Consider the following 22,978-nt stretch of genomic DNA (forward strand, 5'->3'; position numbering starts at 1 on the left):
GAGGAAATTTTGTTGAAGAAAAAACGCATTTTTATTGGGATGATGGCCGGGATGGGGAGAGTGAATCGTTGTCTTCCCATAGCACTAAAGTTACGAGAGATGGGACATGAGGTGGCGTTCACAATCTGGGGAAATGCCGGGGTCGCGATGGAACAGATGGGTTTTACCTATATTCCGATTCCAGTTATTCCTGCTCCCAAGGGACAGGTTTTCCACCCAAACTTCAAGGATATGAATCACTTTTTGTCCATGATGGGGTACGCCGATCCTGTTTACATGCGAGATGAGCTTGAAGCTCGTCTGCGGGTAACCATCGGTTTTAAACCGGACCTTGTTATTTCCGATTCGAGTGTCCCCGCAGCGTTCATTGCCTGTAAGCTGGACATTCCTCTCGTTTCTATAAATCAGTCCAGCACACTTCCAGGTGGTCTTCCTTTTACAACGAATTATGGATCATATGGAGAAATACCAGATGTCACGAATGTGTTGAACGGAGCGTTGGTTGAGTATGGTCTTCCTGAAACGGACAACATTCTTACATTTCTGGCGGGTGACCTTGCCCTTCTTCCGAGCATACCGGATTTTGATCCGGTACAGATCGGGAAGCTGCCCGTTCCAATTGAATATATCGGTCCCGTGGTATGGAGAGATACAAATGAGACAGGAATGCCTGCGAGCTGGTTGATGAAATCAGACAACGACAGGAGGCCACGTGTATTTGTGTACACAAGTCGTCTCGTGGAATGGGGTGTGGAGAGTGGTGGTCATATTTTCAGGGAAGCCGTTAGAGCACTCGGTAACACTTCGACGGAGCTTTTGATTGCTACTGGTTTTAATCCATTGGAAGGGGACAGCGTGGAAGTACCCCCTAATGTACACTTCACCTCATATGTATCGGGAGTTATGGCAGCCGAGCATAGCGATGTCATGATTCACCATGGCGGACATGGAAGTTGCATGACAACGATCTTAACAGGCACGCCGTCGTTGGTCATTCCGACCTGGGCAGAACGTGAGTTTAACGCCAAGCAGTTACAGGACGTTGGCGGTGGCAGAGTAATGTCCCCGGATGAGGTTACGGGATCTGCTCTAGCTGAGACCGTTAACACGATGATGACTAATGGAGACATGGATAAGGCTGTGGCGCTGAAGGAAAACGTCTGTGCTTCGCAGTACGGAGGAGCCGAGCGTGCAGTTGAACTCATTCGTCGGTTGTTGTAAAGAGGGGGCAAGGTTCTATTGAAAAGTCTTTTGGTTGTCCTGAGAAGCCCGGCCTTACTTTTATTATCCGTGTGCATTTTTTTTATTGGTTTGGGATACGGATTGACGCTACCATTCATGCCATTATTCGGAGTAGAACGGGCAGGAATGAGCCCCTTATCATTAGGGATCTTTATGGCGTGTGGATCGTTAAGCGGCATTATCATTAGTACGCTGTTTAGTCGATTGTCCGATAAAAAGCCTGTGCGCAAGTGGATCATTGTTGGATCATGTGTATCTGCCTCTGTAGGCTATGTATTCTATGCAAATACGGACAGTTACATTGTGTTAATGCTGGTTTCCTGTACTTTCATGGCCTTGTCATTCTCGGCCTTTCCACAATTATTTGCTCTTGCGAGAGAAGTGGTCGAGAGGGAGGCGAGTGAAGATGTCACCGTTGTTATGGCTGTATTGCGAGCTCTGGTGTCTCTGGCCTGGATTCTTGGTCCTGTAATGGCGTCTTTTATAATCTACCAGTTCTCTTACACAGGCCTGTTTCTGGTTGTTTCGTTGATGTACATGCTCGTTGCCATATTTGTACTGATGATTCGAGCACACGAGAGTCGGGAACCGGGGGGCGTAACGGAAGTATCATCGGACTCAGTGCGTAGTTTCAAGCGCCTGCTGATGGCGCCGCAGATTGCCTTTTCATTACTTGCTTTTATGGCATTTGAGTTGGCTAACACGATGGGGGGCATTGTAACTCCCTTATATGTTACGCAAGAGTTGCAAGGCGGGAAGTTGGACGTTGGCATGATCTCGGGTGTTAACGCAGCCTTGCAGGTCCCCATCATGATCATTTTGGGAATACTGGCCAAAAGGTTTGGTAGTATCACAGTTATGAAATGCGCAGGATTGTTTGGAGTCGCCTATTTTTCCCTATTTTGGTTTACCCAATCGGGATGGCAGATCATAGCTATCCAGATATTCAGTGCCATTTTTATCGCGATTGTACTTGGAGTTGGAATGACTTTTTTTCAGGATTTGGTTCCTAAAATGACAGGCACGGCCACAACGTTGTACAACAATGCAAACATCATTGGTTCAATGGGTGGTGGATTACTAGCCGGAGCAGTCGGAAATTATTTTGGTTTTAAAATAGTGATTGCCTGTTCGGCAGCACTTGCCTTCCTGGGATTTGCATTATTATTAGTGCCGATCGCCAATAAAAAGGTAGTCCGGCATGTGGGAGGAGATACCTATGAAAGCTAGTGTAATTATTCTATCGCATAATCAGAAAGAAGTGATTCAGGCCTGTTTGTCTTCCTTATCTCGACAGCGTTTGTGTGAAGGTGATCAATACGAAGTTGTTGTTATTGATAACGGGTCTATAGACGGCACGGGAGAGATGATCGGCGGGCTTACGTATGATTTTCCTATACAATATAATTACATTCCTTCTACGGAACAATCAAGTCGGGCAGCGGCACGAAACAAGGGGGTTACTATCGCGAATGGAGATGTGATCGTGTTCCTTGACGGAGATCAACTCGCTGGACCGGACTTTATCTATGAGCATTTAAGAGTACACAAGCTTGCCGAGGAGAAACTTGTCATAGGATTTCGAAGATATCTGGGTGAAGAGAGCATCGATATAACACAGTTAAATCCGGGATGGGTGCATGCTGCTATTTCATCATCAGAAGCAGATGAAAGATTTCAGCTCATGGAACGTTTTTCGGAAAACGGAAGCGTATTCCGCACAGCGTGGCATCTGTCTTTCAGCTGCAATTTCTCGGTAAACAGAGAAATACTGATCCGATCGGGTATGTTTGACGAAGGGTTCAAGGGATGGGGGTTGGAAGACAGTGAGCTTGGCTATCGTCTGCAACAGGCTGGAGGAACGTTTGTATTGAACAAAAAAGCGTTAACCTTCCATATCTTTCACCCTTCCGAGTTTGATGAGAATCGTTATGATGGTTGGAAAACGAATCTGGATTATTTCCTCGAATGTCATCCGATGTTTGAAGTACAGGCGCAAAACATCTTAAAGGAATTTTTTGATCCAGAGATTAGAAAATCATGGTGGGATTGTTATATTCGCTTCGAGAAGGTTGTAAGAGCACATCAAGGTTACGAGGGGGATCGATTACCTGTCAGCATCATTGTTGTCTATGCCGAGGGCCCAGAACTGATCCAGACCATTTCGGCAGAAGCTGCCCATAGAGAAGTGTTGGTTATAGATAAGACACCATCACCGGACCTGGATATCTTGTGCCAATGTATTAACGAAAAATTTGATGTTTTGTATTACAAGCATCCTTCGGAAGATCAGTTAATCGACTTGTATGATCAGTATGCAGTCAGGGGAATTGTGAAACATGAAGTTTTCAAGTGATCATGGATCAGCTGTTATAGCCGCAATTGATGACATTTTATACGGGAGGTTGACATGAATTTTGAATTGACAGAGCAACAGAAGCAGATTCAATCCGCCGCACGCTATTTTGTGGACGAGCTACTGATTCCGTTGGAACCTGAATTATTGCGTAACGAGCGTGAGGGAAGACACGGGATCGAACTTAGACAGATTAGAGAGCTTCAACAAAAGGCGAAAACACAGGGCCTATGGGGTATTGAGACACCAGAAGAGTATGGGGGAGCAAATCTTGGAACGGTCACTAGTGCACTCCTGAAAATGGAGCTGGGACGCACGTGTATTCCGTTTGTCTTCGGGGGGGAAGCGGACAATATCCTGTACCTTTGCAACAAGGCACAGCAGAGCAAGTATTTGCTTCCCGTTATTGCGGGCGAGAGGCAGTCCTGTTTTGCGATAACAGAGCGTTCGGCAGGTTCCGATGCAAGTCGAATTCAGATGAGGGCTGAGCGTGTGGCAGATGGTTGGGTACTCAATGGGGAGAAAGTATTTATCACAAACGGGAACGAGGCGGATTTTGCGATTGTTTTTGCAGTGACTGATGTCCAGGCAGAGCCGGGTAAAGGGATCACTTGCTTTCTGGTGGACCGGGACATGGGATGGACGTCAGAGCCGATTCCTACGATGGGGGGGGATAAAAGTCCTTCTGTACTTACGTTTAACCAAGTGTTCGTGCCAAACGGAAATGTGCTCGGTGAAGAGGGGCAGGGGTTAACGACAGCGATGCAGTGGATCAGTCGAGGGCGTTGGGTGATTCCCGCTATTGCTGTGGGTGCCTCTGGAAGGCTGATCCATATGGCCATTGATTATGTTAAAGAACGATCGACATTTGGAGAGCAATTGGCAAGTCGGCAGAGCATCCAATGGATGATTGCCGACTCTGCGGTTGAGCTGGAGGCTCTGAAATGGCTGGTATTATATACTGCTTGGAGGGTGGAGCAGGGGCTGGATGCAAGACATCATGCGACGATGTCCAAGTTGTACGGTGCAGGTAGAGCAAACGATATTGTGGATCGGGTCCTTCAGATTTTTGGCGGAATCGGATATTCGAAGGACTTGCCGATTGAGCGCTGGTATCGGGAAATGCGAGTATGGAGAATCTTCGAGGGCACAGACGAGATTCAACGCATGATTATTTCCCGTAATCTGCTCAAGGGTCATGTCCGAATTGGAGAGTGGGATTAACGGGCCATGTAACGAATGGATCCTTCATAGGCTAACAAGTCAGACGGAACGCCCGCTCGATGTTCAACATAGACTGTGATACTGCATTCCAGATGGGAGAGGTTATCTGTGTTGATGACACTCACGAGGACACGGACGACGTCCCCTTCCATCACGGGTGAGCGAAATCGATATTTTATATCGCATAGAATCCAGTTATCCAACGCCAGCATTTGTAGTCGGTTTCCAATCATGCCACCGATAAGCATACCTTGTGCAATTCGGCGAGGTGCCCCTGCTTCATGTGCTTTGAGAACGTCCAGATGAATTGCGTTATTATCGCTCGATGCAGCTGCATAGGCCATGAGCATAGCGCTGGTTATGGTTCCAAGACAAGCGTCGAACAGGAGCTCACCAGATGAGGGACGGTGTTTCCCATCCCATTGATAATAAATCTCCGAGGGATATTGCGGATACACAGGCTCGAGTTCGAAGTGCGAAGGCTGCAACGCTGGAGAGTCCAGAAGTATTAATGTGGTGTTAGCAACGAGTACGGGTTGTTTCATGATGTCCGTAACCTTCATTGTACAATCAAGGAGATGGATGTTCCCCAGAGATCCAGTTGTTTCGCGTACGTTTGCAAGTTCAATCCGGTAAAATAAAGCTGTATCATACTTCAATTTACGTTCGTATGTAAAAGATTGTTGGCCATGGATCATAATTTTCCCAGGAAGTTCCATCCAGGGTAAGTGTGTCTGTTGCCACCATATCGTCGGAAAGGTGAGAGGAATGGATCTTGCGTCGGGACGAAATTCTTCTGGAAAGCCTTGCGTGAACTGGACAATCTGTTCTGTGGTAATAACCATTTTCTTGGGAGGAGTAAATACTCCGATCCACGATTGGTAATCCATAGCTTGCATCTCTCCTTTGACTGACCATGTCTTGTATTATATCGAAGACAGTTAGAATCATAAATGTTTTATCACATAAATTACTTTTTCGAAAATAAAGGTACACAAAAGATACATAATGAACTAAAATGAACTTATATGAACATGTTCAAACTCAATCCCAACTAAATTAAATGACGAAAGGAATGGATTAATAATGGAAAATCGTTATGCTGCACATCCCAATGAAGTGAAAACGTATGATACATCTCGCCTGCGTGAGGAATTTTTGATGGAGCAATTATTTGCAACCGATGAGTTGGTAACTGTGTATTCTCATGTGGATCGTTATATTGTGGGAACGGCTGTACCAGAGAGCAAGGACATTACCCTGGAAGTGAACCTGAAAGATATCGGAACGAACTTTTTCCTGGAGCGTCGTGAAATCGGTATCATTAATGTAGGTGGTCACGGAACAGTGACAGCGGACGGACAAGGTTATGAGATTGGAGCGAAGGAATGTCTCTACATCGGTAGAGGTGTGAAGGAAGTTGTGTTCACGAGCAGTGACAAGGCTCAACCTGCCCAATTCTATTTTGTATCCACACCGGCTCACCACACCTATCCAACAGTAAAAGCAACGCAAGAACAAGCTCAGCCGAATCATCTGGGTAGCATCGAAACTTCCAATGAACGTACGATCTATCGTTACATTCACCAAGGAGAAGGTGGAATTCAGAGTTGTCAGTTGGTGATGGGCATTACCGAACTCGACAAGGGCAACATGTGGAATACCATGCCTGCACATACCCATAACCGCCGGTCCGAAGTATACTTGTACTGGAATCTGCCGGAAGACGGCGTTGTGTTCCACATGATGGGTGAGCCAAACGAAACGCGGCATCTGGTTGTACGCGACCGTCAGGCGATCATTTCCCCAAGCTGGTCCATTCACAGTGGTGTGGGTACAAGCAATTACACCTTCTGTTGGGCGATGGCTGGTGAGAACCAGACGTTCGAAGATATGGACGGCGTAGCCATGAAAGACCTGAAATAATAAATTACAGATGTCTGAGTTAAATTGACAGGGTAGACACTAGAACTCATTCATTTTAACTCAGGTAGTATAGGAAGTTGATTGTGATGAATCCATTAAAAAGACATGAAAAAATTATGGAGGCTCTGCTGGAGCGCCAGGAAGTAACTGTAAGTGATCTGAGTGAGTTGCTGCAGGTGACTGGGAAAACAGTGCGAGAGGATCTCGACAAGTTAGAGAGTATGGGACTGCTCGTACGTGTCCATGGTGGTGCTATGCTGGCTCAGAATGACCAGTATGGCATCTTGAACAGCCGCGGAGTTACCGAGAAGCATCATCCGGAGAAAACGGAGATTGCTGAACGTGCCCTTGCTTACATTCGACCTGGAGATATCGTTGCCCTCGATGGTGGCAGCACCACGCTGGAGATGGCCAAACGTCTCGATAATCAACCGCTGACGGTGGTGACCAATGACCTGTTCATTATTGCAGAGTTGACCAAGAAGGAGCAAGTGAGACTGGTTGTGCCTGGCGGGGCTCGTGTACGGAATATGCTGGTGGGGGATGATACGGCTGCGTTTATATCCAGTCTTAACATTCATAAAGCCTTTATATCCACGACAGCCCTTCATCCGGAATTTGGATTATCAATATACACGGGAGATCTGGTTCCTTTGAAAAAAGCAATGATATCTGCCTCGCAGCAAGTATACGGCGTTGTGGATCATTATAAATTCGGACAATTTGCACTGCGAACTTTCGCCCAGTGTTCGGAACTGGACTACATTATCAGCGATAGTCGTTTGGATGAAGAGACGGCTGCCTTATACAAGCAGAGCGGTGTCACAGTGGATTATCAAAGTTAACCTCATTCATTATTCATGGGATTAAAGAACGGACGGATCTAAGGATTGCATATCAAAACCATGCGGAGGAATCATTCATGAACCCATTTGATTTAAGCGGACAAGTTGCACTGGTGACAGGTACCTCGGGAGGACTTGGACAAGGGATGGCCATTGGTTTGGCAGAAGCAGGTGCTGATGTGGTGCTGGTCTCTTATTCCAAGCCTGCGGAAACGGCAAGTGCCATTGAAGCACTCGGACGCAAAGCTTATGTGATTGAAGCGGATTTAAGTCGTGAAGATGAGTTGTCGGCTGTGTTCGAACAGGCGCTTGCGTTCCAGGGCAGAATTGACATTCTCGTCAACAATGCCGGTATCATTCGTCGCACACCTGCGGCTGATCATGCAGGGCAGGACTGGCATGATGTCATCGGTCTGAACCTGAACACTGTGTTTTTCCTAAGCCAATTGGCTGGCAGACATATGATTGAACGCGGAAGTGGCAAAATCATTAATATTGCATCCATGTTGTCCTATCAAGGTGGGATCAACGTGCCAGGGTATACAGCCAGTAAACATGGCGTTGCCGGTTTAACCAAAGCACTCGCCAATGAATGGGCAGGGAAGGGAATCCAGATTAACGGTATCGCACCTGGTTATATGGAAACCGATAATACTACCCAGATCCGTGCGGACGAGAATCGTTACCGGGATATTACAGCCCGTATTCCTGCGGGGCGCTGGGGAACACCTGAAGATCTGAAAGGCCCGGTTGTCTTTCTGGCATCTGCCGCTTCGGATTATCTGAATGGTCATGTGCTGAATGTCGATGGCGGCTGGATGGCACGTTAATCGTTTGATCATCGGATTAGCATAAGGAGGCATTGAGATGAAACTTGGTATTCTGGCGCATACATTTGGCAAACAGCCTACAGCACAGCTTGCGCAGACGATTGCGGATAACGGATTTAATTCCGTACAGCTGGCGCTGGCCAAAGCATTATCAGATGTGGACTCATCAAATGGCAAGCTCAGCCCTGGGCTGGCCAATGAGATTGGCGATCAATTTGCACAGCGCGGGGTGAAGATTGCGGTACTGGGCTGTTATATTAATCCGATTGACCCTGATCCCGTGACAAGGCGTGCGGACATTGATCGATTCAAGGAGCATCTGCGTTATGCCCGGGATTTTGGTTGCAGTATGGTGGCAACGGAGACCGGGGGCTTGGACACCTATCAGGATACACATCCCGATGGATATGAAGAGAAGGCGTGGAGTGTGCTGAAAGAAACGGTTGAGGAGTTGGCTGAGGAGGCGGAGAAATGGGGCGTGCATGCGGCGATTGAGCCTGTGTCCACACATACCCTTCATACCCATGAACATATGACACGGTTGTTTGAGGAGATTCCTTCTTCGAATCTGGGGATGCTGTTCGACCCGTGTAATCTGATTAAACAACCACATGCAGCAGATCAAGGAGCTTTCTTGCGCGAGGTGATGGAATCGCTGTATCAGCGCATGATTGTGATCCACGCCAAGGATGTAGCCTTCGATGCAAAGGGAGAGAAGTTCAATCCTGTACCTGGGGCAGGCATACTGGATTACCCGTTATTTTTTGAATTGCTAAAAACATATAAACCACATATCGATATTTCACTTGAAGGCGTAACTGCGGAGGAAGCTGTGCCTGCGGCCAAACATTTGCGTGAAGTATGGAGTAGCGCTCGGGTGTAACAAGTAGAAAAAGCGGGGCCGCAGCTCAGCGATTATGATGGCAACAAATCAAGAAACCTTTGCGGTGGAAGCAAAGGTTTTTTGGTTATAACGGCCTTATCATACACATCATTAGTATTTCTTATCGGAAAAATCGGAAATAATTCTTTTCAAATGCGACATCTTGTGAGAGAATATGGAAAACATACGCCACCATGACATGACATCAAGGAAAGTGACAACGTATAAGTTAAAGGGAGGAAACAGATTTATGTCAAACGAACGTGAGCTTTCATTTGAAACATTGGCAATCCATGCAGGCCAGGAGATTGATCCGACCACCCATGCACGTGCAGTACCGTTGTACCAAACCACATCCTATGGATTCCGGGATACGGAGCATGCAGCCAATCTGTTTGGATTGAAAGAGTTTGGCAATATCTATACCCGTCTGATGAATCCAACTTCGGATGTGTTCGAACAGCGTATTGCTGCATTGGAGGGAGGTGCTGGTGCATTGGCTACGGCTTCCGGTCAGGCAGCGATCACATTCTCTTTGCTAAATATAGCAGGTGCGGGTGACGAGATTGTTTCCTCAGCCAGTCTATATGGGGGGACCTATAATTTGTTCTCGACTACACTCCCGAAATTGGGACTGGATGTGAAGTTTGTAGATTCCAGTGATCCAGAGAATTTCCGGGCTGCGATTACGGAGAAAACAAAGGCATTATACGCCGAAACCATTGGTAATCCACAAGGAAATGTACTGGATATTGAAGCAGTGGCAGCCATCGCTCATGAACATGGTATTCCTTTGATTGTAGACAATACGTTCCCGAGTCCATATTTGCTACGTCCCATAGAGCATGGAGCGGATATTGTTGTTCATTCGGCAACAAAGTTTATCGGTGGTCACGGTACATCCATCGGTGGTGTTATTGTGGATAGCGGCAAATTCGACTGGAAAGCCAGCGGCAAATTCCCGGGATTGACGGAACCGGATTCCAGTTATCATGGTGTGGTATATACAGAAGCCGTCGGGCCAATTGCTTACATTATCAAAGCAAGAGTACAACTGATGCGTGACCTCGGGGCGCCGATCTCCCCATTTAATTCATGGTTGCTGATTCAAGGACTGGAGACGCTGCATCTGCGTGTGGAACGTCACAGCACCAATGCACTGGCTGTCGCGCAATATCTGGAGAAGCATGAGGATGTGCAGTGGGTGAGCTATGCAGGGTTGCAAAGCCACCCGTCCTATGAACTGGCACAGAAGTATTTACCAAGAGGCCAGGGAGCGATTTTGACCTTTGGAATCAAAGGTGGAGTAGAAGCGGGACGTAAACTGATTGAAAATGTTAAACTGTTCTCTCACCTTGCGAATGTAGGTGACTCCAAGTCGCTGATTATTCATCCTGCGAGTACAACGCACCAACAGTTGTCAGAGGAAGAGCAGATCGCAGCAGGCGTTAAGCCTGAGCTGATTCGTGTATCTGTAGGTACAGAGAATATTCAGGATATCATCTATGATCTGGAGCAAGCCATCAAAGCAAGTCAGGGAGCAAGTGTAGGCGCATAAATGGCATGGGGTGGATGTGTAATCAATCACTTAAGCGATATGTCATAAACAGGTCAAATGAATATCAAGAGATGGTTAAAGCCGTTGTCCTCCGGGACAGCGGCCTTTTGTCTTTTTGAACACGCATTTATGAGTAATCATCGAAAAAAGCCCATTTACAAATGAGGACGACAGGCATATACTGATTAAAAGTTGTATTGGGTAAAATTAATTGCATAAGCGCAAAAATGATTATCATTCTCATTTGAGATTATTGCAAAATCATTCACAAAACCATGCTGCTGCGGGATTCCCGCAGCAGCATGTGTCATTTTCAGGGGATTAACAATGGCTCTCATTCTCAATACAACTTCATTTCTGGAAGCGGAACTTGAGCACATCACTATCCGTAAACCTACCATTCGAAAGGAACGTGATTTATATGCAAGCGATACATCAACCTCTACACAGACAGAAACAAGCAGAACAACGCTCATCCCAAACACCCGGCCCCAATCGGGGTAAGAAGCCTGATTTTCGAGCCATGATACAGAATAAAGAGATGCAATCAGCATTGGGCAGCGGGCTATTGATGCTGATTGCCTGGGGAACTGCACCGTATTTGGCTACCTTATCCATCATGCTCTACATTGTGGCGTATGCCGTTGGCGGTTGGACCAAAGCGAAGGAAGGTATCGAGACACTGGTCAAGGACCGTGATCTGGATGTAAACCTGCTGATGATTGCCGCATCCCTTGGGGCAGCAGCCATCGGTTACTGGAATGAAGGCGCGATGCTGATCTTTATTTTTGCACTCAGTGGTGCGTTGGAAAGTTATGCGACAGAGCGCAGTCATAAGGATATCTCATCGTTGCTCGCGTTGAAGCCGGAGACTGCCCTGCGTATTGAGGATGGACAGATGAACCTCGTGGCTATTGATGATCTGCAGCCGGGTGATCTGCTGTTGGTCAAACCGGGAGAACTCATCCCAGCAGATGGTGTCGTGTACCGGGGGAGTTCTTTTATCAATCAGTCATCCATCACCGGAGAATCCCTGCCTGTGGACAAAGTTGTAGGGGATGAAGTCTATGCAGGTACGGTAAACGGGGAGGGTGCCTTATACGTAGAGGTTACCAAATCGGCTGAAGGGTCACTGTTCGGCAAAATCATTAAAATGGTGGAAGAAGCGCAGGCAGAAGTGCCGGATTCCCAGCGTTTTATGGAGCGGTTCGAAGGAATATACGCTCGCATTGTTGTAGGGGTGACTTTACTTGTGATTGCAGGAACTCCACTGCTGCTTGGCTGGACATGGAATGAGGCATTTTATAAAGCGATGGTATTTCTGGTTGTTGCTTCGCCTTGTGCATTGGTGTCTTCCATCATGCCTGTTATGTTGTCCGCGATGTCCAGTAGCGCCCGCCGTGGCATTCTCTTCAAGGGAGGTGCCCATATGGAGAATATGGCTCGCACGCGGGTCGTGGCTTTTGACAAAACAGGTACATTGACTATGGGCACCCCGCAAGTCACCGATATTATTACGGCTGAACATATAGATCGTGCCCAGCTGTTAGCTGCGGTAGCGGCAATTGAGAACATCTCTATGCACCCCTTGGCTCGTGCCATCGTAGATCAGGCGAACAAGGAGAACATTACACTTCAGGAAGCGGAGCACGTACAGGCTCTAACAGGTTGGGGTATCGAAGGAACTATAAAAGGTGTGGTCTGGAGCATTGGCAAAACAAACGTAATGGAATCGATGCAGTCAGAGGAGATGAAAGACAGCAACGTTGGTGATCCAGATGAACATGGTGTTAACCATGTGAAGGTATATTCTGAGTGGGGCGATGTATGCTCCCGTCTTGAGGGGGAGGGGAAAACCATATCCGTTGTTATGACTGATGGTGAATTAGTCGGTCTGATCGCGATGCGGGACACGGTACGGCCACAGGCAGCAGCTGCAGTGAGAAAGCTTGAAGCGATGGGTGTGAAAGTTGCCATGTTAACAGGAGATCGAGCCAGATCAGCTTCTGTAATTGCCCGTGAAACAGGAGTAAGCATGGTCTATGCAGATTTGCTGCCTGAAGATAAAGTGAAGCAGGTTCAAGCGCTCCGCAAACAGTATGGTCCTGTGTTAATGGTAGGGGATGGTGTCAATGATGCACCGGCACTTGCAGCAGCTACTGTGGGTATGGGGATGGGATTATCGGGTAGCGGGACTGCACTGGAAGTCGCTGATGCGGTACTGATGAATGACAATATTGAAGAGATCGCTTGGGTGATTGGGCAGGCTCGTCGAGCTCAGCGTACGGTGAAGCAGAATATGTGTTTTGCCATCACCGTTATTCTGGCCTTAATTGCGGGTAACTTCCTCCAGGATGTCGCATTGCCTTTGGGTGTGGTAGGTCATGAAGGCAGTACAATACTGGTTATTCTGAATGGACTTAGGCTGCTACGGTAATCAGATTTGGAGATGAAAATGGCTAATTGGTTTCGCTGGTAGTATGCGGCTGGTTGAACAGATTACGTTTGAACCTTGGGTCAGCGGGTAATGATTGGAAGAGACGATTCGAGGATAAAGGGAGCTGTGAAATATGGGACGTTATGTACAAGTGGAACCAAATGTAAAAGTATATGTTGAAGATATTGGCGAAGGCACCCCGGTTGTCTTTTTGCACGGCTGGCCTGTTAATTATAAAATGTTTGAATACCAATTGAACGTACTTCCGAACCATGGCATTCGTGCCATCGCGATAGATTTTAGAGGATATGGCTTATCGGATAAACCTTCCACAGGATATGATTATGATCGCATGGCAGATGATGTTCGTGCCGTTATTGATGAGCTGGAGTTGAAAGATGCGGTACTCGCAGGGTTCTCCATGGGTGGAGCGATCGCAGTACATTATATGGCTCGCCATAAGGGACATGGTGTCTCCAAGCTGGCCTTGTTATCTGCTGCAGCCCCTGTGTTCACACAGCGCGAAGGTTATCCATATGGATTGACCCCAGAGCAGCTGAACGAGCAGATCATTGAGCCCATCTTTGCAGATCGTCCGAAGTTGCTGGAGACATTTGGCGGCATGTTCTTCGCGAAGAAACACAGCCAGCCGTTCATGGATTGGTTCCACGCCCTCGGCATGGAAGCTTCATCTTATGGTACCATTCGCAGTGCAATTGCGTTGCGGGATGAGGACTTGCGAGGTGACCTGAGTTCGATTCAGGTGCCGACAGCCATTTTGCACGGGAAAAAAGATGAGATCTGTCCGTTTGAATTCGCCGAGCAGATGCACCAAGGCATCGCCTCGTCTCAACTGATTGCTTTTGAAGAGAGCGGTCATGGTGCATTCTATGATGAATTGGAAAAATTCAATTCCGAACTGATTCGTTTCATCCAATCCTGATCAGGAGAGGGCGCAATACCTCTGACAGACGATCCCAGTAATTTCATGGAATCTTCATTTGTGGCTAAACAAAGAACCCGGTCGACAGTTTTGGACTGTTCGCTCGGGTTCTTTAGTCTTCAATTAAAACAGTTCGGTCAGACCAATCATCGTGATTAGTCCGAGCAAAAAGGACATCGTCGCTACACGTGCATTGCCGTCGCCGTGACTCTCGGGAATAAGTTCCTTATAAACGATGAACATCATCGCACCGGCTGCAAAGGCCAGACCATAAGGCACAAGACCAGCTACAAGACTGCTCAAGGTGTAACCAATCATAGCTGTAATAATCTCTACTGCTCCAGTCAGGGTGGCTATACCCAGCGCTTTGAAGCGGCCAATGTTCTGGTTCACAAGAAAGAGGGCCACCAGGAATCCTTCTGGCGCATTCTGCAATCCGATGGAAAAGGCAATGAGATTGCCGAGGTTCTCATCCGAGCTTGCATAGCTGACGCCAACAGATAACCCTTCCGGCAAGTTATGCATGGTGATGGCTGCAATAATCATGAAAGCTTTGGCTTCAATTTTAAAAGGCATTTTCTCTGGATTCTCCAGATCGACGTGTGGGATCTTCATTTCCAGCACCAGTAGCACCAGGCTACCAAGCATAATACCAAATGCGAGTACAAAAAGGTTCGATTGGCCAAGCGCTTCCGGAATGAGATTATACACCGAGGCTGAGGTCATAATACCTGCGGCGTATGCCAGCAATATATCACGCAGACGGTGCGATATTTTACGCATAAATAGAATCGGTACGGCCCCTAGGCCGGTAGACATGGCTGATATAAAACTGCCAATGAGTGCATCGTTCATGCTTCGATTTTCCCTCCTGATGAAGACTTCTTCATAATCGCTGCCGAGCATTGACACCGTACATAAAAGAGATCATAATGAACAACAGATTAGAATGATTATAAATTAGAATTCCGTTTCTGCATAGGGCCATTGTCATATCATAGGCAGGTCTTGTGGACATGATGTGGGCTTTCGTTCTAGTGTATGCAAAAGCCTAAGCTTTTGATGCCGGAGGGTCTAACCTTTTTGCAGAACCCGGGGGAGGAACTATACATGTATAAATCAATTATTATCGGAACAGGCCCTGCAGGGCTGACAGCAGCAATCTATCTGGCACGTGCCAACATGAACCCACTCGTTATTGAAGGACCACAACCTGGTGGCCAACTTACAACAACGACTGAAGTGGAGAACTTCCCAGGTTTCCCTGATGGTATTATGGGTCCTGAACTGATGGACAACATGCGTAAACAAGCTGAGCGCTTCGGTGCTGAATTCCGCACAGGCTGGGTGAACAACATCGACATGAGCGAGCGTCCATTCAAGATTCAAGTTGAAGGTATGGGTGAACTCGTATCGGAAACATTGATCCTGTCCACAGGCGCAACTGCTAAATACCTCGGTATCCCTGGCGAAGAAACGAATATAGGCCGCGGTGTCAGCACATGTGCAACATGTGATGGATTCTTCTTCCGTAACAAAGAAATCATCGTCATCGGCGGTGGCGACTCTGCTCTTGAGGAAGCAAGCTTCCTGTCGCGTTTCGGTTCCAAAGTAACGCTGGTACACCGTCGTGAAGAACTGCGTGGTTCCAAAATCATGCAGGATCGTGCACGCAGCAACGAAAAAGTAGAAATGGCTTTGAATCGTACACCACTCGAAGTGCTTGCTGGCGACAATGGCGTAACTGGACTAAAAGTGTTGAACAACGAAACAGGTGAAGAAGAAGTGATTCCGGCAAGCGGCGTATTTGTAGCCATTGGTCACACACCAAACACTGGTTTCCTTGGCGGACAGATCACTACGGACGAACACGGTTATATCCTGACTACACCAGGTACATCCGAGACAAACATCCCAGGCGTATTCGCATGTGGTGACGTTCAGGATACACGTTACAAACAAGCGATTACAGCTGCAGGTAGCGGATGTATGGCTGCTATGGACACAGAGAAATACATCGAAAGCTTGGAGCACAGCGCAGTTGTTCTGTAATAAAATGAGCTGATCCTAAACAAACTATAGATTAATATAAATTCATATGAGGTGAATTAAACATGGAAAACGTAATTGTATATACATCAACGAACTGCCCAAACTGCAAATCCGTAAAAACATTCCTGGCTGACAAAGGTATCTCTTATGAGGAGCGCAACATCGAAACTAGCGATGAATTTGCACAACAAGTATGGGACATGGGCGTACGTGCCGTGCCATTGACTGTAATTGGTGAACACCGCATTCTGGGTATGAACAAAACACAATTTGCGAAAGCATTGGACGCTTAAATCAGGCTGATCATCTGGATCATCATGTGTTGAAAGAAATTTTCGAGTCATATGCAGTTCCGGTTTTCGCGAGCCGTTAGGATATAGAAAGAACCGTACCCGGAAGGGTACGGTTTTTTGTGCAAACGCAGAATATGATTTAGAAAAAAATACTCATGAAAGTCTGAAATACAACATACACCAGCAATCCTGACAGCATGTACATGAAACCAGCCTTCTTTTTGCTCTGAAACAATCGGAGTATGCCAAGGCTGAACAGGGGCGCAAGCACAATCAGGAACAGGAGGACGGTGACAAACATTTGCGCCGAGATATCTGAAGTATCCACGTAGGTCACGCTTTTTTTCACTCCGTTTCGTTATCGGATTAACACAGCTGTATTCACACAGCCATGACAAAAATCACATAACCCCATTATACATCTGGATTTCTTTAACAAAAAGGGAGGAAATGGGGCAAAATGATGTCAATTTTCATCTGTTATTAGACAGAAACCCTGATTTTTCCTAGAAACTGGGAAATTGCAGAGTAAGCGGCACCAACGCGGGTGGAACGGCTGCCCAGAGCTGCCCATTCAATCTGCAAACTGCGGCGGTGATAAGGTAATGTACGTTCCTCGACAACTTGTTTTAACGCCGTTTCAATCCAGGGACCTGCTTCAGAAAGTGGGCCACCAATGATAATTCGTTCCGGGTTGAAACTGTTAACGATATTGGTAATGCCAATCCCCAGTTTGCGTCCAATCGTGTTGTATAATTCCTGAACAGTCTCGTGGCCTTGCTCCGCATGATGAATAAGCTCTCGTGTGGTATGAGCAGGTAATTTTAGCTGATGGTCCGGGTGCTCGTAGGCTTTTTCCGAGGCGTATAACTCCCAGCAACCACGATTGCCACAGGAACAGGGCAGACCTTCCGCTTCAATGGACATGTGGCCTGTTTCCCCTGCGTAGCCCCATGCGCCTTTGTATAATTCACCATCTACCATGATGCCTGAACCAATCCCCATGCCTGCACTGATGTAGATCATGTGACGGACACCGATACCTGCCCCAAAATTCAACTCTCCATGAGCACCAGCATTGGCTTCATTATCGATCGTTACAGGCAGTTCAAATTCTTCTTCAAGCATCGAGCGCAGAGCTACCTTCTCCCACCCCAGGTTGGGTGCAAACAAGACGGTTCCTACCTCATCGACCATGCCGGGCACGCCGATGCCAATACCAATGACTCCATGAGGGGAAGGAGGAGCTGCTTCAATGAGCTGTTTTGCTGCCAATTTCAATTGCTCCAGTACAGATGACACATCATGATGTTCCAAGGTCACTGCGTACTCTGTAATGATGTGTCCTTCCAGATCTGTAAGCACGCCTTTCAGATGGGTCACACTGAGTTCCAGACCGACTGCATAGCCTGATGTCCCTCGAAACAGCAGCATGAGTGGTTTACGTCCGCCGCTGGATTCACCAGGGCCGATCTCCTGCACCAAATCATCACTGATCAGATCAGCCACCAGGTTGGATACCGTTGCTTTGTTCAGCCCCGTAATCTCGGACACTCGCGCGCGAGAAAGAGGGGCATGGCGCCGAATCGTATCCAGAACGATCGACTTGTTTATTTTTTTGACCAGCATCTGGTCTCCGGTAATTTTCATATGGCTAAGGCACTCCTATTCTTCTGATAAAAGGGTTCTGACCCACATCCGAAACAAGTTATTCGACTATTATAGCGTAAACAAACATGTAAAAAACAATTTTATTTTACTTTGTTTAACCAATAGACAAAGTATATTCGATGTGATAGGATAACGGTGTAAACGATTTCTTAAAACTATTGAGGAGGCATTTTACACATGGCCTATTTTGAATCCGTTAATAAAATTGCATTCGAAGGTAAAGATTCCAAGAATCCTTTTGCTTTTAAACATTATAATCCGGAAGAAGTGGTAGCCGGCAAATCGATGGAAGAACATTTCCGTTTTGGCATGGCTTACTGGCATACATTAACTGCAGGCGGCAGTGACCCGTTTGGTGCGGAGACAGCTGTTCGTTCGTGGGATAAATACTCAGGTCTTGACCTTGCGAAAGTACGCGTGGAAGCGGCATTTGAATTTTTGGAAAAAATGAATATCCCGTTCTTCTGTTTCCACGATGTGGACATTGCACCAGAAGGCAACAACCTGCGCGAGTTCTACAGCAACATTGATACAATCGTTGATCTGATTGAAGACCATATGAAATCCAGCGGCAAAAAACTGCTCTGGAACACGGCGAACATGTTCTCGAACCCACGCTTCATGTTTGGTGCAGCTTCCACTTGCAACGCAGATGTGTATGCTCACGCTGCAGCACAGATCAAAAAAGGTCTGGAAGTTGGTAAACGCCTGGGCGCTGAAAACTATGTATTCTGGGGCGGTCGTGAAGGTTACGACACATTGCTGAACACAGATATGCAACTGGAGCAAGACAACATTGCTCGTATGTTCCACATGGCTGTAGACTACGCGAAGGAAATTGGCTTTGATGCACAATTCCTGATCGAGCCTAAACCAAAAGAGCCAACGAAACACCAATATGATTATGATGCAGCAACTTCCATTGCTTTCTTGCAAAAATACGGTTTGGACAAACACTTCAAACTCAACCTGGAAGCGAACCATGCTACACTGGCTGGTCATACATTCGATCACGAAATCCGCGTTGCTCGTACAAACGGCATGCTCGGTTCCCTCGATGCGAACCAAGGCGATATGTTGATCGGTTGGGATACGGACGAGTTCCCTGTTGATATGTACGACGCTACGTTGACAATGTATGAAGTATTGAAAAACGGCGGTATCGGACGTGGTGGTGTGAACTTTGACGCGAAAGTACGTCGTGGTTCCTTTGAAGCTGACGATCTGTTCCTGGCACACATCGCAGGTATGGACACGTATGCGAAAGGTCTGAAAGTAGCAGCGAAATTGATCGAAGATCGCGTATTCGATGACTTCATCGAAAAACGTTACAGCAGCTTCAGCGAAGGTATTGGTGCAGAGGTGGTTGCAGGTAAAGCAACACTGGCTTCCCTTGCTGAGTACGCGCTCAACAATGAAAACCCACGCAAAAACCAATCCGGACGTCAGGAATTGCTGAGAGCACAACTCAACCAGTACATCTTGGCTGACTAATAGCGGATTAAGTTTAGCTTGTACCATGGAACGCCTGAACAAGCATGACATTCGGACCGTCCCCGACTTTCCCTTGGGAAGACGGGGACGGTTTTTTGATACCTGAGCCGATCATGCACAAGTGACCACATGAGCATCAAGGTTTCATTTATAACCAATGACGAATCAAGGTCATTGGATCAATCTTTCTACTATAAGAACGAGTACGTTTTACTCGTTTCATATCCATGTGTGTCCAGGATCATGCATGCAGAACGAAGTGAGCAGAAAGGACCCGAGGAAGCGGAGCGTGCGCATTTATCCCCGGATTTCTCCCTTTTCAAAGGGATTAAAGGAAATCTGGGGGTAACGGCGATCCAAGGGTTTTCTGATCACGGAGTGACTTTCATGCTTACTTGGATCTTTCGTGGATATAACCTGTGATAAACGAGAGGAGTTAACCTATGAGTTACGTAATCGGTGTTGATCTTGGAACCAGCGCGGTTAAAACCGTGTTGGTCAATCGTGAAGGAAAAGTGGCATTTGAAGCATCCGAGGCATACCCGTTATACCAGCCCAAGGCCGGATACAGTGAACAAAATCCCGAAGATTGGGTAGAGCAGACCATTGTTTCCTTGCGTAAATTGCTCGAAGTGTCTGGTGTACAGCCTTCGGAAATCGACGGATTGAGCTTCTCCGGTCAGATGCACGGACTGGTCTTGGTGGATGCTGGAGGCAAACCGCTGCGAAATGCAATCCTGTGGAACGATACACGCACTACGGCTCAGTGCCGTCGGATCGAAAAAGTACTGGATGGCAAGCTCTTAAGCATTGCCCGGAACCGTGCCCTTGAAGGCTTTACCTTGCCGAAAATTCTGTGGGTTCAGGAGAACGAGCCTGAATTGTTACAGCAAGCATCCTTGTTCCTGTTGCCAAAAGACTATGTGCGTTATCGCCTGACCGGGGATTACGCTATGGATTATTCGGATGCAGCGGGTACCTTGCTGCTGAACGTTGCAGGCAAGCAGTGGAGCAACGAGATTGCAGAAGCATTCGAGCTGCCGATCTCCCTTTGTCCACGTCTTGTGGAATCGTTTGAGGAAGTGGGTACGTTGCTGCCTGAGATTGCAGATCAAACGGGTCTGGCGGCTGCGACGAAAGTATATGCAGGTGGCGCGGATAATGCGTGTGGTGCCATTGGCGCAGGCATTCTGAGTGAAGGACAGACGATGTGCAGCATCGGGACGTCCGGGGTTGTGCTTTCCTACGAAGAGCGCAAAGATCTCGACTTCGAAGGCAAAGTACACTTTTTTAATCACGGGGAGAAGGATGCCTTCTATATTATGGGTGTAACGCTTGCTGCAGGATACAGCCTGTCCTGGTTCAAGGATACGTTTGCAGCGGACAAATCATTTGATGTGCTCTTACAGGGCATTGATCAGGTTCCGCCGGGCAGCAACGGATTGTTGTTCACACCATATATCGTTGGGGAGCGTACCCCTCATCCCGATGCGAATATCCGTGGCAGCTTCATCGGTATGGATGCAGGACACAAGCTGGAGCACTTTGGACGTGCGGTGATGGAGGGCATTACCTTCTCGCTGCGCGAGTCCATTGATATTCTGCGTGGCGCAGGTAAAACCGTTAATGAAGTCATCTCCATTGGTGGCGGTGCCAAGAACGAAGCCTGGTTGCAAATGCAGGCTGATGTCTTTAACGCCACGATTGTGAAGCTGGAGAGCGAACAGGGTCCTGCGATGGGTGCAGCAATGCTGGCTGCCTATGGCTGTGGCTGGTTCCCGTCCTTGCAGGAATGTGCAACGGCGTTTATTCGTCCAGCGAAGTCCTATGAGCCGAACCCGGAAACGGTTGCCGTTTATGATGGACTGTTCGCACTGTACCAGGAAGTCTATGGACAGACACGTAGTCTCAATGATCGTTTGGCTGAATACCGTTAATTCATTTATTTCACTACATTAATCTTGTGATTACCTTAAAAGCATCCGCGAAGGCGGGTGCTTTTTTGTCGTTCATCAAGATTAACCCCATGAAAGGTTTAATCGGCCTGCATATCTGTATTCCGGCTCTGCATAGATTGGAAATAGAGGATTGTGGTTCGTCCAGGCATCGTGTGTCCGACATTTTAATAGGTAGAAGCTTGAGCATGGGGGTGAAGCTTTGGATGGACATGAGGAATATGGTAGACCACATATTACCTTGTCGATGATCGTTCGTAATGAGGAGAATCGGTATCTCAGGCAGGCATTGGAGACACATCGTCCCTGGATTGATCGCGCTGTAATCATTGATGACGGAAGCACGGATGGAACAGTCGCGCTGTGCAGGGAACTTCTGGACGGTATTCCACTCGTAGTAGTGGAGAACGCTGCTTCACGTTTTGCAGACGAGGTAAGCCTGAGAAAACAACAATGGGAAGAGACGGTGGCGACCAATCCGGAGTGGATTTTGAATCTGGATGCGGATGAGATTCTAACCAGTGACTTTGGGGTGGTGCGGGATCTGCTGCTCAGTGGCAATGAAGATGCGATCTATCTCAGATTGTTTGATATGTGGAGTGAGACGCATTACCGGGAAGATGAGTTCTGGCAGGCGCATGCCTATTATCGGCCATTTCTGATTCGTTATCACCCGGGGATGAACTATGAATGGAAGGAGACCCCCCAGCATTGCGGTCGTTTTCCGTTAACGATCCAGCATTGGTCTTATGGATGTCATGCTCCCCGGGTGAAGCACTATGGTTGGGCGCGGGAAGAAGACCGCATCCGCAAATATGAACGCTATCAAGCACTGGACCCTGAAGCAAGATACGGTTGGAAGGAACAGTATGAATCGATATTGGATCAAGAGCCACGACTGTTGGCATGGTTCGAATAAGGAGAGGGGGAGTGAGCACGTTGAAGAAAGACCCGTTACGCAAATCACAAGAAGAATCCCAACCTCAAATAGAACTGAATTCACAAGAGAATGAGAAGCAACATGAGGGTGAAAATGAGAATCAGAAAGAGAGCCAGAATAATCATCGACCGTCCAGACGTTCTGCAACATTGAAAGAAACCCGTCAATCAGAAAAGCTTCAGCAGCAAAGTCAGGAAAGAATACTGATCGCCAGCCCGGTTCGCCAGACAACTCCGGTGCTCCGTGAATTTCTGGATTCTCTGCATGCACTGGAACGAACAACAGTGAAGACGGATTATCTTTTTGTAGACGATAACGTGGAAGAAGCC

Annotated in this window: 20 protein-coding genes; 16 read left to right on the forward strand and 4 right to left on the reverse strand. The window is 47.4% G+C overall.

The genetic code is table 11. The annotated features are described in order from the left end of the window. The first annotated feature begins 12 nt into the window (after positions 1-12). Genes J7E78_RS20475 through J7E78_RS20490 form a run of 4 tightly spaced genes read left to right on the forward strand, consistent with a single transcriptional unit; the run spans position 13 to position 4,822 of the window. Positions 13-1,221, forward strand: a complete 1,209-nt coding sequence (locus J7E78_RS20475) for a glycosyltransferase (RefSeq protein WP_215077962.1) — start codon at positions 13-15, stop codon at positions 1,219-1,221. A gap of 18 nt (positions 1,222-1,239) precedes the next feature. Continuing rightward, positions 1,240-2,472 carry a sugar efflux transporter gene (locus J7E78_RS20480; RefSeq protein WP_215077963.1) on the forward strand — a complete coding sequence of 411 codons (1,233 nt, stop codon included), beginning with the start codon at positions 1,240-1,242 and terminating at the stop codon, positions 2,470-2,472. Continuing rightward, a complete protein-coding gene (locus J7E78_RS20485) occupies positions 2,462-3,598 on the forward strand; it encodes a glycosyltransferase family 2 protein (protein WP_215077964.1) in 1,137 nt (378 codons plus the stop codon). The genes J7E78_RS20480 and J7E78_RS20485 overlap by 11 nt, the downstream gene beginning before the upstream one ends. A gap of 54 nt (positions 3,599-3,652) precedes the next feature. After that, positions 3,653-4,822 carry an acyl-CoA dehydrogenase family protein gene (locus J7E78_RS20490; RefSeq protein ID WP_215077965.1) on the forward strand — a complete coding sequence of 390 codons (1,170 nt, stop codon included), beginning with the start codon at positions 3,653-3,655 and terminating at the stop codon, positions 4,820-4,822. On the opposite strand, the gene J7E78_RS20495 is transcribed toward J7E78_RS20490, so the two are convergent. After that, complete coding sequence (locus J7E78_RS20495) at positions 4,819-5,712, reverse strand: MaoC family dehydratase (protein WP_215077966.1); 894 nt, start codon at positions 5,710-5,712, stop codon at positions 4,819-4,821. The genes J7E78_RS20490 and J7E78_RS20495 overlap by 4 nt on opposite strands. 196 nt (positions 5,713-5,908) lie before the next feature. On the opposite strand from J7E78_RS20495, the gene kduI reads away from it, so the two are divergent. The 7 genes from kduI (at position 5,909) to J7E78_RS20530 (ending at position 14,244) form a co-directional block, all read left to right on the forward strand. After that, entirely contained in the window at positions 5,909-6,748 is an 840-nt protein-coding gene (kduI, locus tag J7E78_RS20500; RefSeq protein WP_036606918.1) for a 5-dehydro-4-deoxy-D-glucuronate isomerase, read from the forward strand. An 86-nt stretch (positions 6,749-6,834) separates the two neighbouring features. After that, on the forward strand, positions 6,835-7,593 hold the full coding sequence (locus J7E78_RS20505; RefSeq protein WP_215077967.1) for a DeoR/GlpR family DNA-binding transcription regulator: 759 nt from the start codon (positions 6,835-6,837) through the stop codon (positions 7,591-7,593). A 77-nt stretch (positions 7,594-7,670) separates the two neighbouring features. Beyond that, positions 7,671-8,423, forward strand: a complete 753-nt coding sequence (gene kduD, locus J7E78_RS20510; protein ID WP_062836432.1) for a 2-dehydro-3-deoxy-D-gluconate 5-dehydrogenase KduD — start codon at positions 7,671-7,673, stop codon at positions 8,421-8,423. Between the two features lie 37 nt (positions 8,424-8,460). Further along, positions 8,461-9,306 carry a sugar phosphate isomerase/epimerase family protein gene (locus J7E78_RS20515; RefSeq protein WP_215077968.1) on the forward strand — a complete coding sequence of 282 codons (846 nt, stop codon included), beginning with the start codon at positions 8,461-8,463 and terminating at the stop codon, positions 9,304-9,306. Between the two features lie 250 nt (positions 9,307-9,556). Continuing rightward, entirely contained in the window at positions 9,557-10,864 is a 1,308-nt protein-coding gene (locus J7E78_RS20520) for a homocysteine synthase (protein ID WP_215077969.1), read from the forward strand. A gap of 421 nt (positions 10,865-11,285) precedes the next feature. Then, complete coding sequence (locus tag J7E78_RS20525; RefSeq protein WP_215077970.1) at positions 11,286-13,301, forward strand: heavy metal translocating P-type ATPase; 2,016 nt, start codon at positions 11,286-11,288, stop codon at positions 13,299-13,301. A 133-nt stretch (positions 13,302-13,434) separates the two neighbouring features. Continuing rightward, positions 13,435-14,244 carry an alpha/beta fold hydrolase gene (locus tag J7E78_RS20530; RefSeq protein WP_215077971.1) on the forward strand — a complete coding sequence of 270 codons (810 nt, stop codon included), beginning with the start codon at positions 13,435-13,437 and terminating at the stop codon, positions 14,242-14,244. A 123-nt stretch (positions 14,245-14,367) separates the two neighbouring features. Here J7E78_RS20530 and J7E78_RS20535 read toward each other — a convergent pair whose 3' ends face one another. Beyond that, positions 14,368-15,099 carry a ZIP family metal transporter gene (locus J7E78_RS20535; RefSeq protein ID WP_215077972.1) on the reverse strand — a complete coding sequence of 244 codons (732 nt, stop codon included), beginning with the start codon at positions 15,097-15,099 and terminating at the stop codon, positions 14,368-14,370. Between the two features lie 255 nt (positions 15,100-15,354). Between J7E78_RS20535 and trxB the strand changes: the two genes are divergently transcribed. Continuing rightward, on the forward strand, positions 15,355-16,296 hold the full coding sequence (gene trxB, locus J7E78_RS20540; protein ID WP_036606934.1) for a thioredoxin-disulfide reductase: 942 nt from the start codon (positions 15,355-15,357) through the stop codon (positions 16,294-16,296). 62 nt (positions 16,297-16,358) lie between these two features. Further along, positions 16,359-16,589, forward strand: a complete 231-nt coding sequence (locus tag J7E78_RS20545) for a glutaredoxin family protein (RefSeq protein ID WP_036668031.1) — start codon at positions 16,359-16,361, stop codon at positions 16,587-16,589. Positions 16,590-16,728: 139 nt separating this feature from the next. Here J7E78_RS20545 and J7E78_RS20550 read toward each other — a convergent pair whose 3' ends face one another. Together J7E78_RS20550 and J7E78_RS20555 are read right to left on the reverse strand one after the other, a co-directional pair. Further along, positions 16,729-16,926: a hypothetical protein gene (locus J7E78_RS20550; protein ID WP_017692236.1), complete on the reverse strand. Its 198-nt coding sequence runs from the start codon at positions 16,924-16,926 to the stop codon at positions 16,729-16,731. A gap of 146 nt (positions 16,927-17,072) precedes the next feature. Next, positions 17,073-18,239 (reverse strand): ROK family transcriptional regulator, encoded by a 1,167-nt coding sequence (locus J7E78_RS20555; protein WP_215077973.1) that lies wholly within the window; start codon positions 18,237-18,239, stop codon positions 17,073-17,075. A gap of 198 nt (positions 18,240-18,437) precedes the next feature. Between J7E78_RS20555 and xylA the strand changes: the two genes are divergently transcribed. The 3 genes from xylA to J7E78_RS20570 all read left to right on the forward strand — a co-directional run bounded on the left by xylA (position 18,438) and on the right by J7E78_RS20570 (position 22,628). Further along, positions 18,438-19,754 (forward strand): xylose isomerase, encoded by a 1,317-nt coding sequence (xylA, locus tag J7E78_RS20560; RefSeq protein WP_215077974.1) that lies wholly within the window; start codon positions 18,438-18,440, stop codon positions 19,752-19,754. Positions 19,755-20,197: 443 nt separating this feature from the next. Then, entirely contained in the window at positions 20,198-21,691 is a 1,494-nt protein-coding gene (gene xylB / locus J7E78_RS20565) for a xylulokinase (RefSeq protein WP_215077975.1), read from the forward strand. Positions 21,692-21,911: 220 nt separating this feature from the next. Further along, positions 21,912-22,628 (forward strand): glycosyltransferase family 2 protein, encoded by a 717-nt coding sequence (locus tag J7E78_RS20570; RefSeq protein WP_251035161.1) that lies wholly within the window; start codon positions 21,912-21,914, stop codon positions 22,626-22,628. Positions 22,629-22,978 lie beyond the last annotated feature (350 nt).

Source organism: Paenibacillus polymyxa, assembly GCF_018614975.1.
In the GTDB taxonomy this organism is placed as follows: domain Bacteria; phylum Bacillota; class Bacilli; order Paenibacillales; family Paenibacillaceae; genus Paenibacillus; species Paenibacillus polymyxa_E.

What these genes read in the sequence shown, in the direction of transcription:
- xylB (WP_215077975.1), top strand. Translation starts at nt 20,198, where the DNA reads ATGAGTTACGTAATCGGTGTTGATCTTGGAACCAGCGCGGTTAAAACC.
- J7E78_RS20520 (WP_215077969.1), top strand. Translation starts at nt 9,557, where the DNA reads ATGTCAAACGAACGTGAGCTTTCATTTGAAACATTGGCAATCCATGCA.
- J7E78_RS20545 (WP_036668031.1), top strand. Translation starts at nt 16,359, where the DNA reads ATGGAAAACGTAATTGTATATACATCAACGAACTGCCCAAACTGCAAA.
- J7E78_RS20505 (WP_215077967.1), top strand. Translation starts at nt 6,835, where the DNA reads ATGAATCCATTAAAAAGACATGAAAAAATTATGGAGGCTCTGCTGGAG.
- kduD (WP_062836432.1), top strand. Translation starts at nt 7,671, where the DNA reads ATGAACCCATTTGATTTAAGCGGACAAGTTGCACTGGTGACAGGTACC.
- J7E78_RS20555 (WP_215077973.1), bottom strand. Translation starts at nt 18,239, where the DNA reads ATGAAAATTACCGGAGACCAGATGCTGGTCAAAAAAATAAACAAGTCG.
- J7E78_RS20525 (WP_215077970.1), top strand. Translation starts at nt 11,286, where the DNA reads ATGCAAGCGATACATCAACCTCTACACAGACAGAAACAAGCAGAACAA.
- J7E78_RS20535 (WP_215077972.1), bottom strand. Translation starts at nt 15,099, where the DNA reads ATGAACGATGCACTCATTGGCAGTTTTATATCAGCCATGTCTACCGGC.
- J7E78_RS20495 (WP_215077966.1), bottom strand. Translation starts at nt 5,712, where the DNA reads ATGGATTACCAATCGTGGATCGGAGTATTTACTCCTCCCAAGAAAATG.
- J7E78_RS20485 (WP_215077964.1), top strand. Translation starts at nt 2,462, where the DNA reads ATGAAAGCTAGTGTAATTATTCTATCGCATAATCAGAAAGAAGTGATT.
- J7E78_RS20515 (WP_215077968.1), top strand. Translation starts at nt 8,461, where the DNA reads ATGAAACTTGGTATTCTGGCGCATACATTTGGCAAACAGCCTACAGCA.
- J7E78_RS20490 (WP_215077965.1), top strand. Translation starts at nt 3,653, where the DNA reads ATGAATTTTGAATTGACAGAGCAACAGAAGCAGATTCAATCCGCCGCA.
- kduI (WP_036606918.1), top strand. Translation starts at nt 5,909, where the DNA reads ATGGAAAATCGTTATGCTGCACATCCCAATGAAGTGAAAACGTATGAT.
- trxB (WP_036606934.1), top strand. Translation starts at nt 15,355, where the DNA reads ATGTATAAATCAATTATTATCGGAACAGGCCCTGCAGGGCTGACAGCA.
- xylA (WP_215077974.1), top strand. Translation starts at nt 18,438, where the DNA reads ATGGCCTATTTTGAATCCGTTAATAAAATTGCATTCGAAGGTAAAGAT.
- J7E78_RS20530 (WP_215077971.1), top strand. Translation starts at nt 13,435, where the DNA reads ATGGGACGTTATGTACAAGTGGAACCAAATGTAAAAGTATATGTTGAA.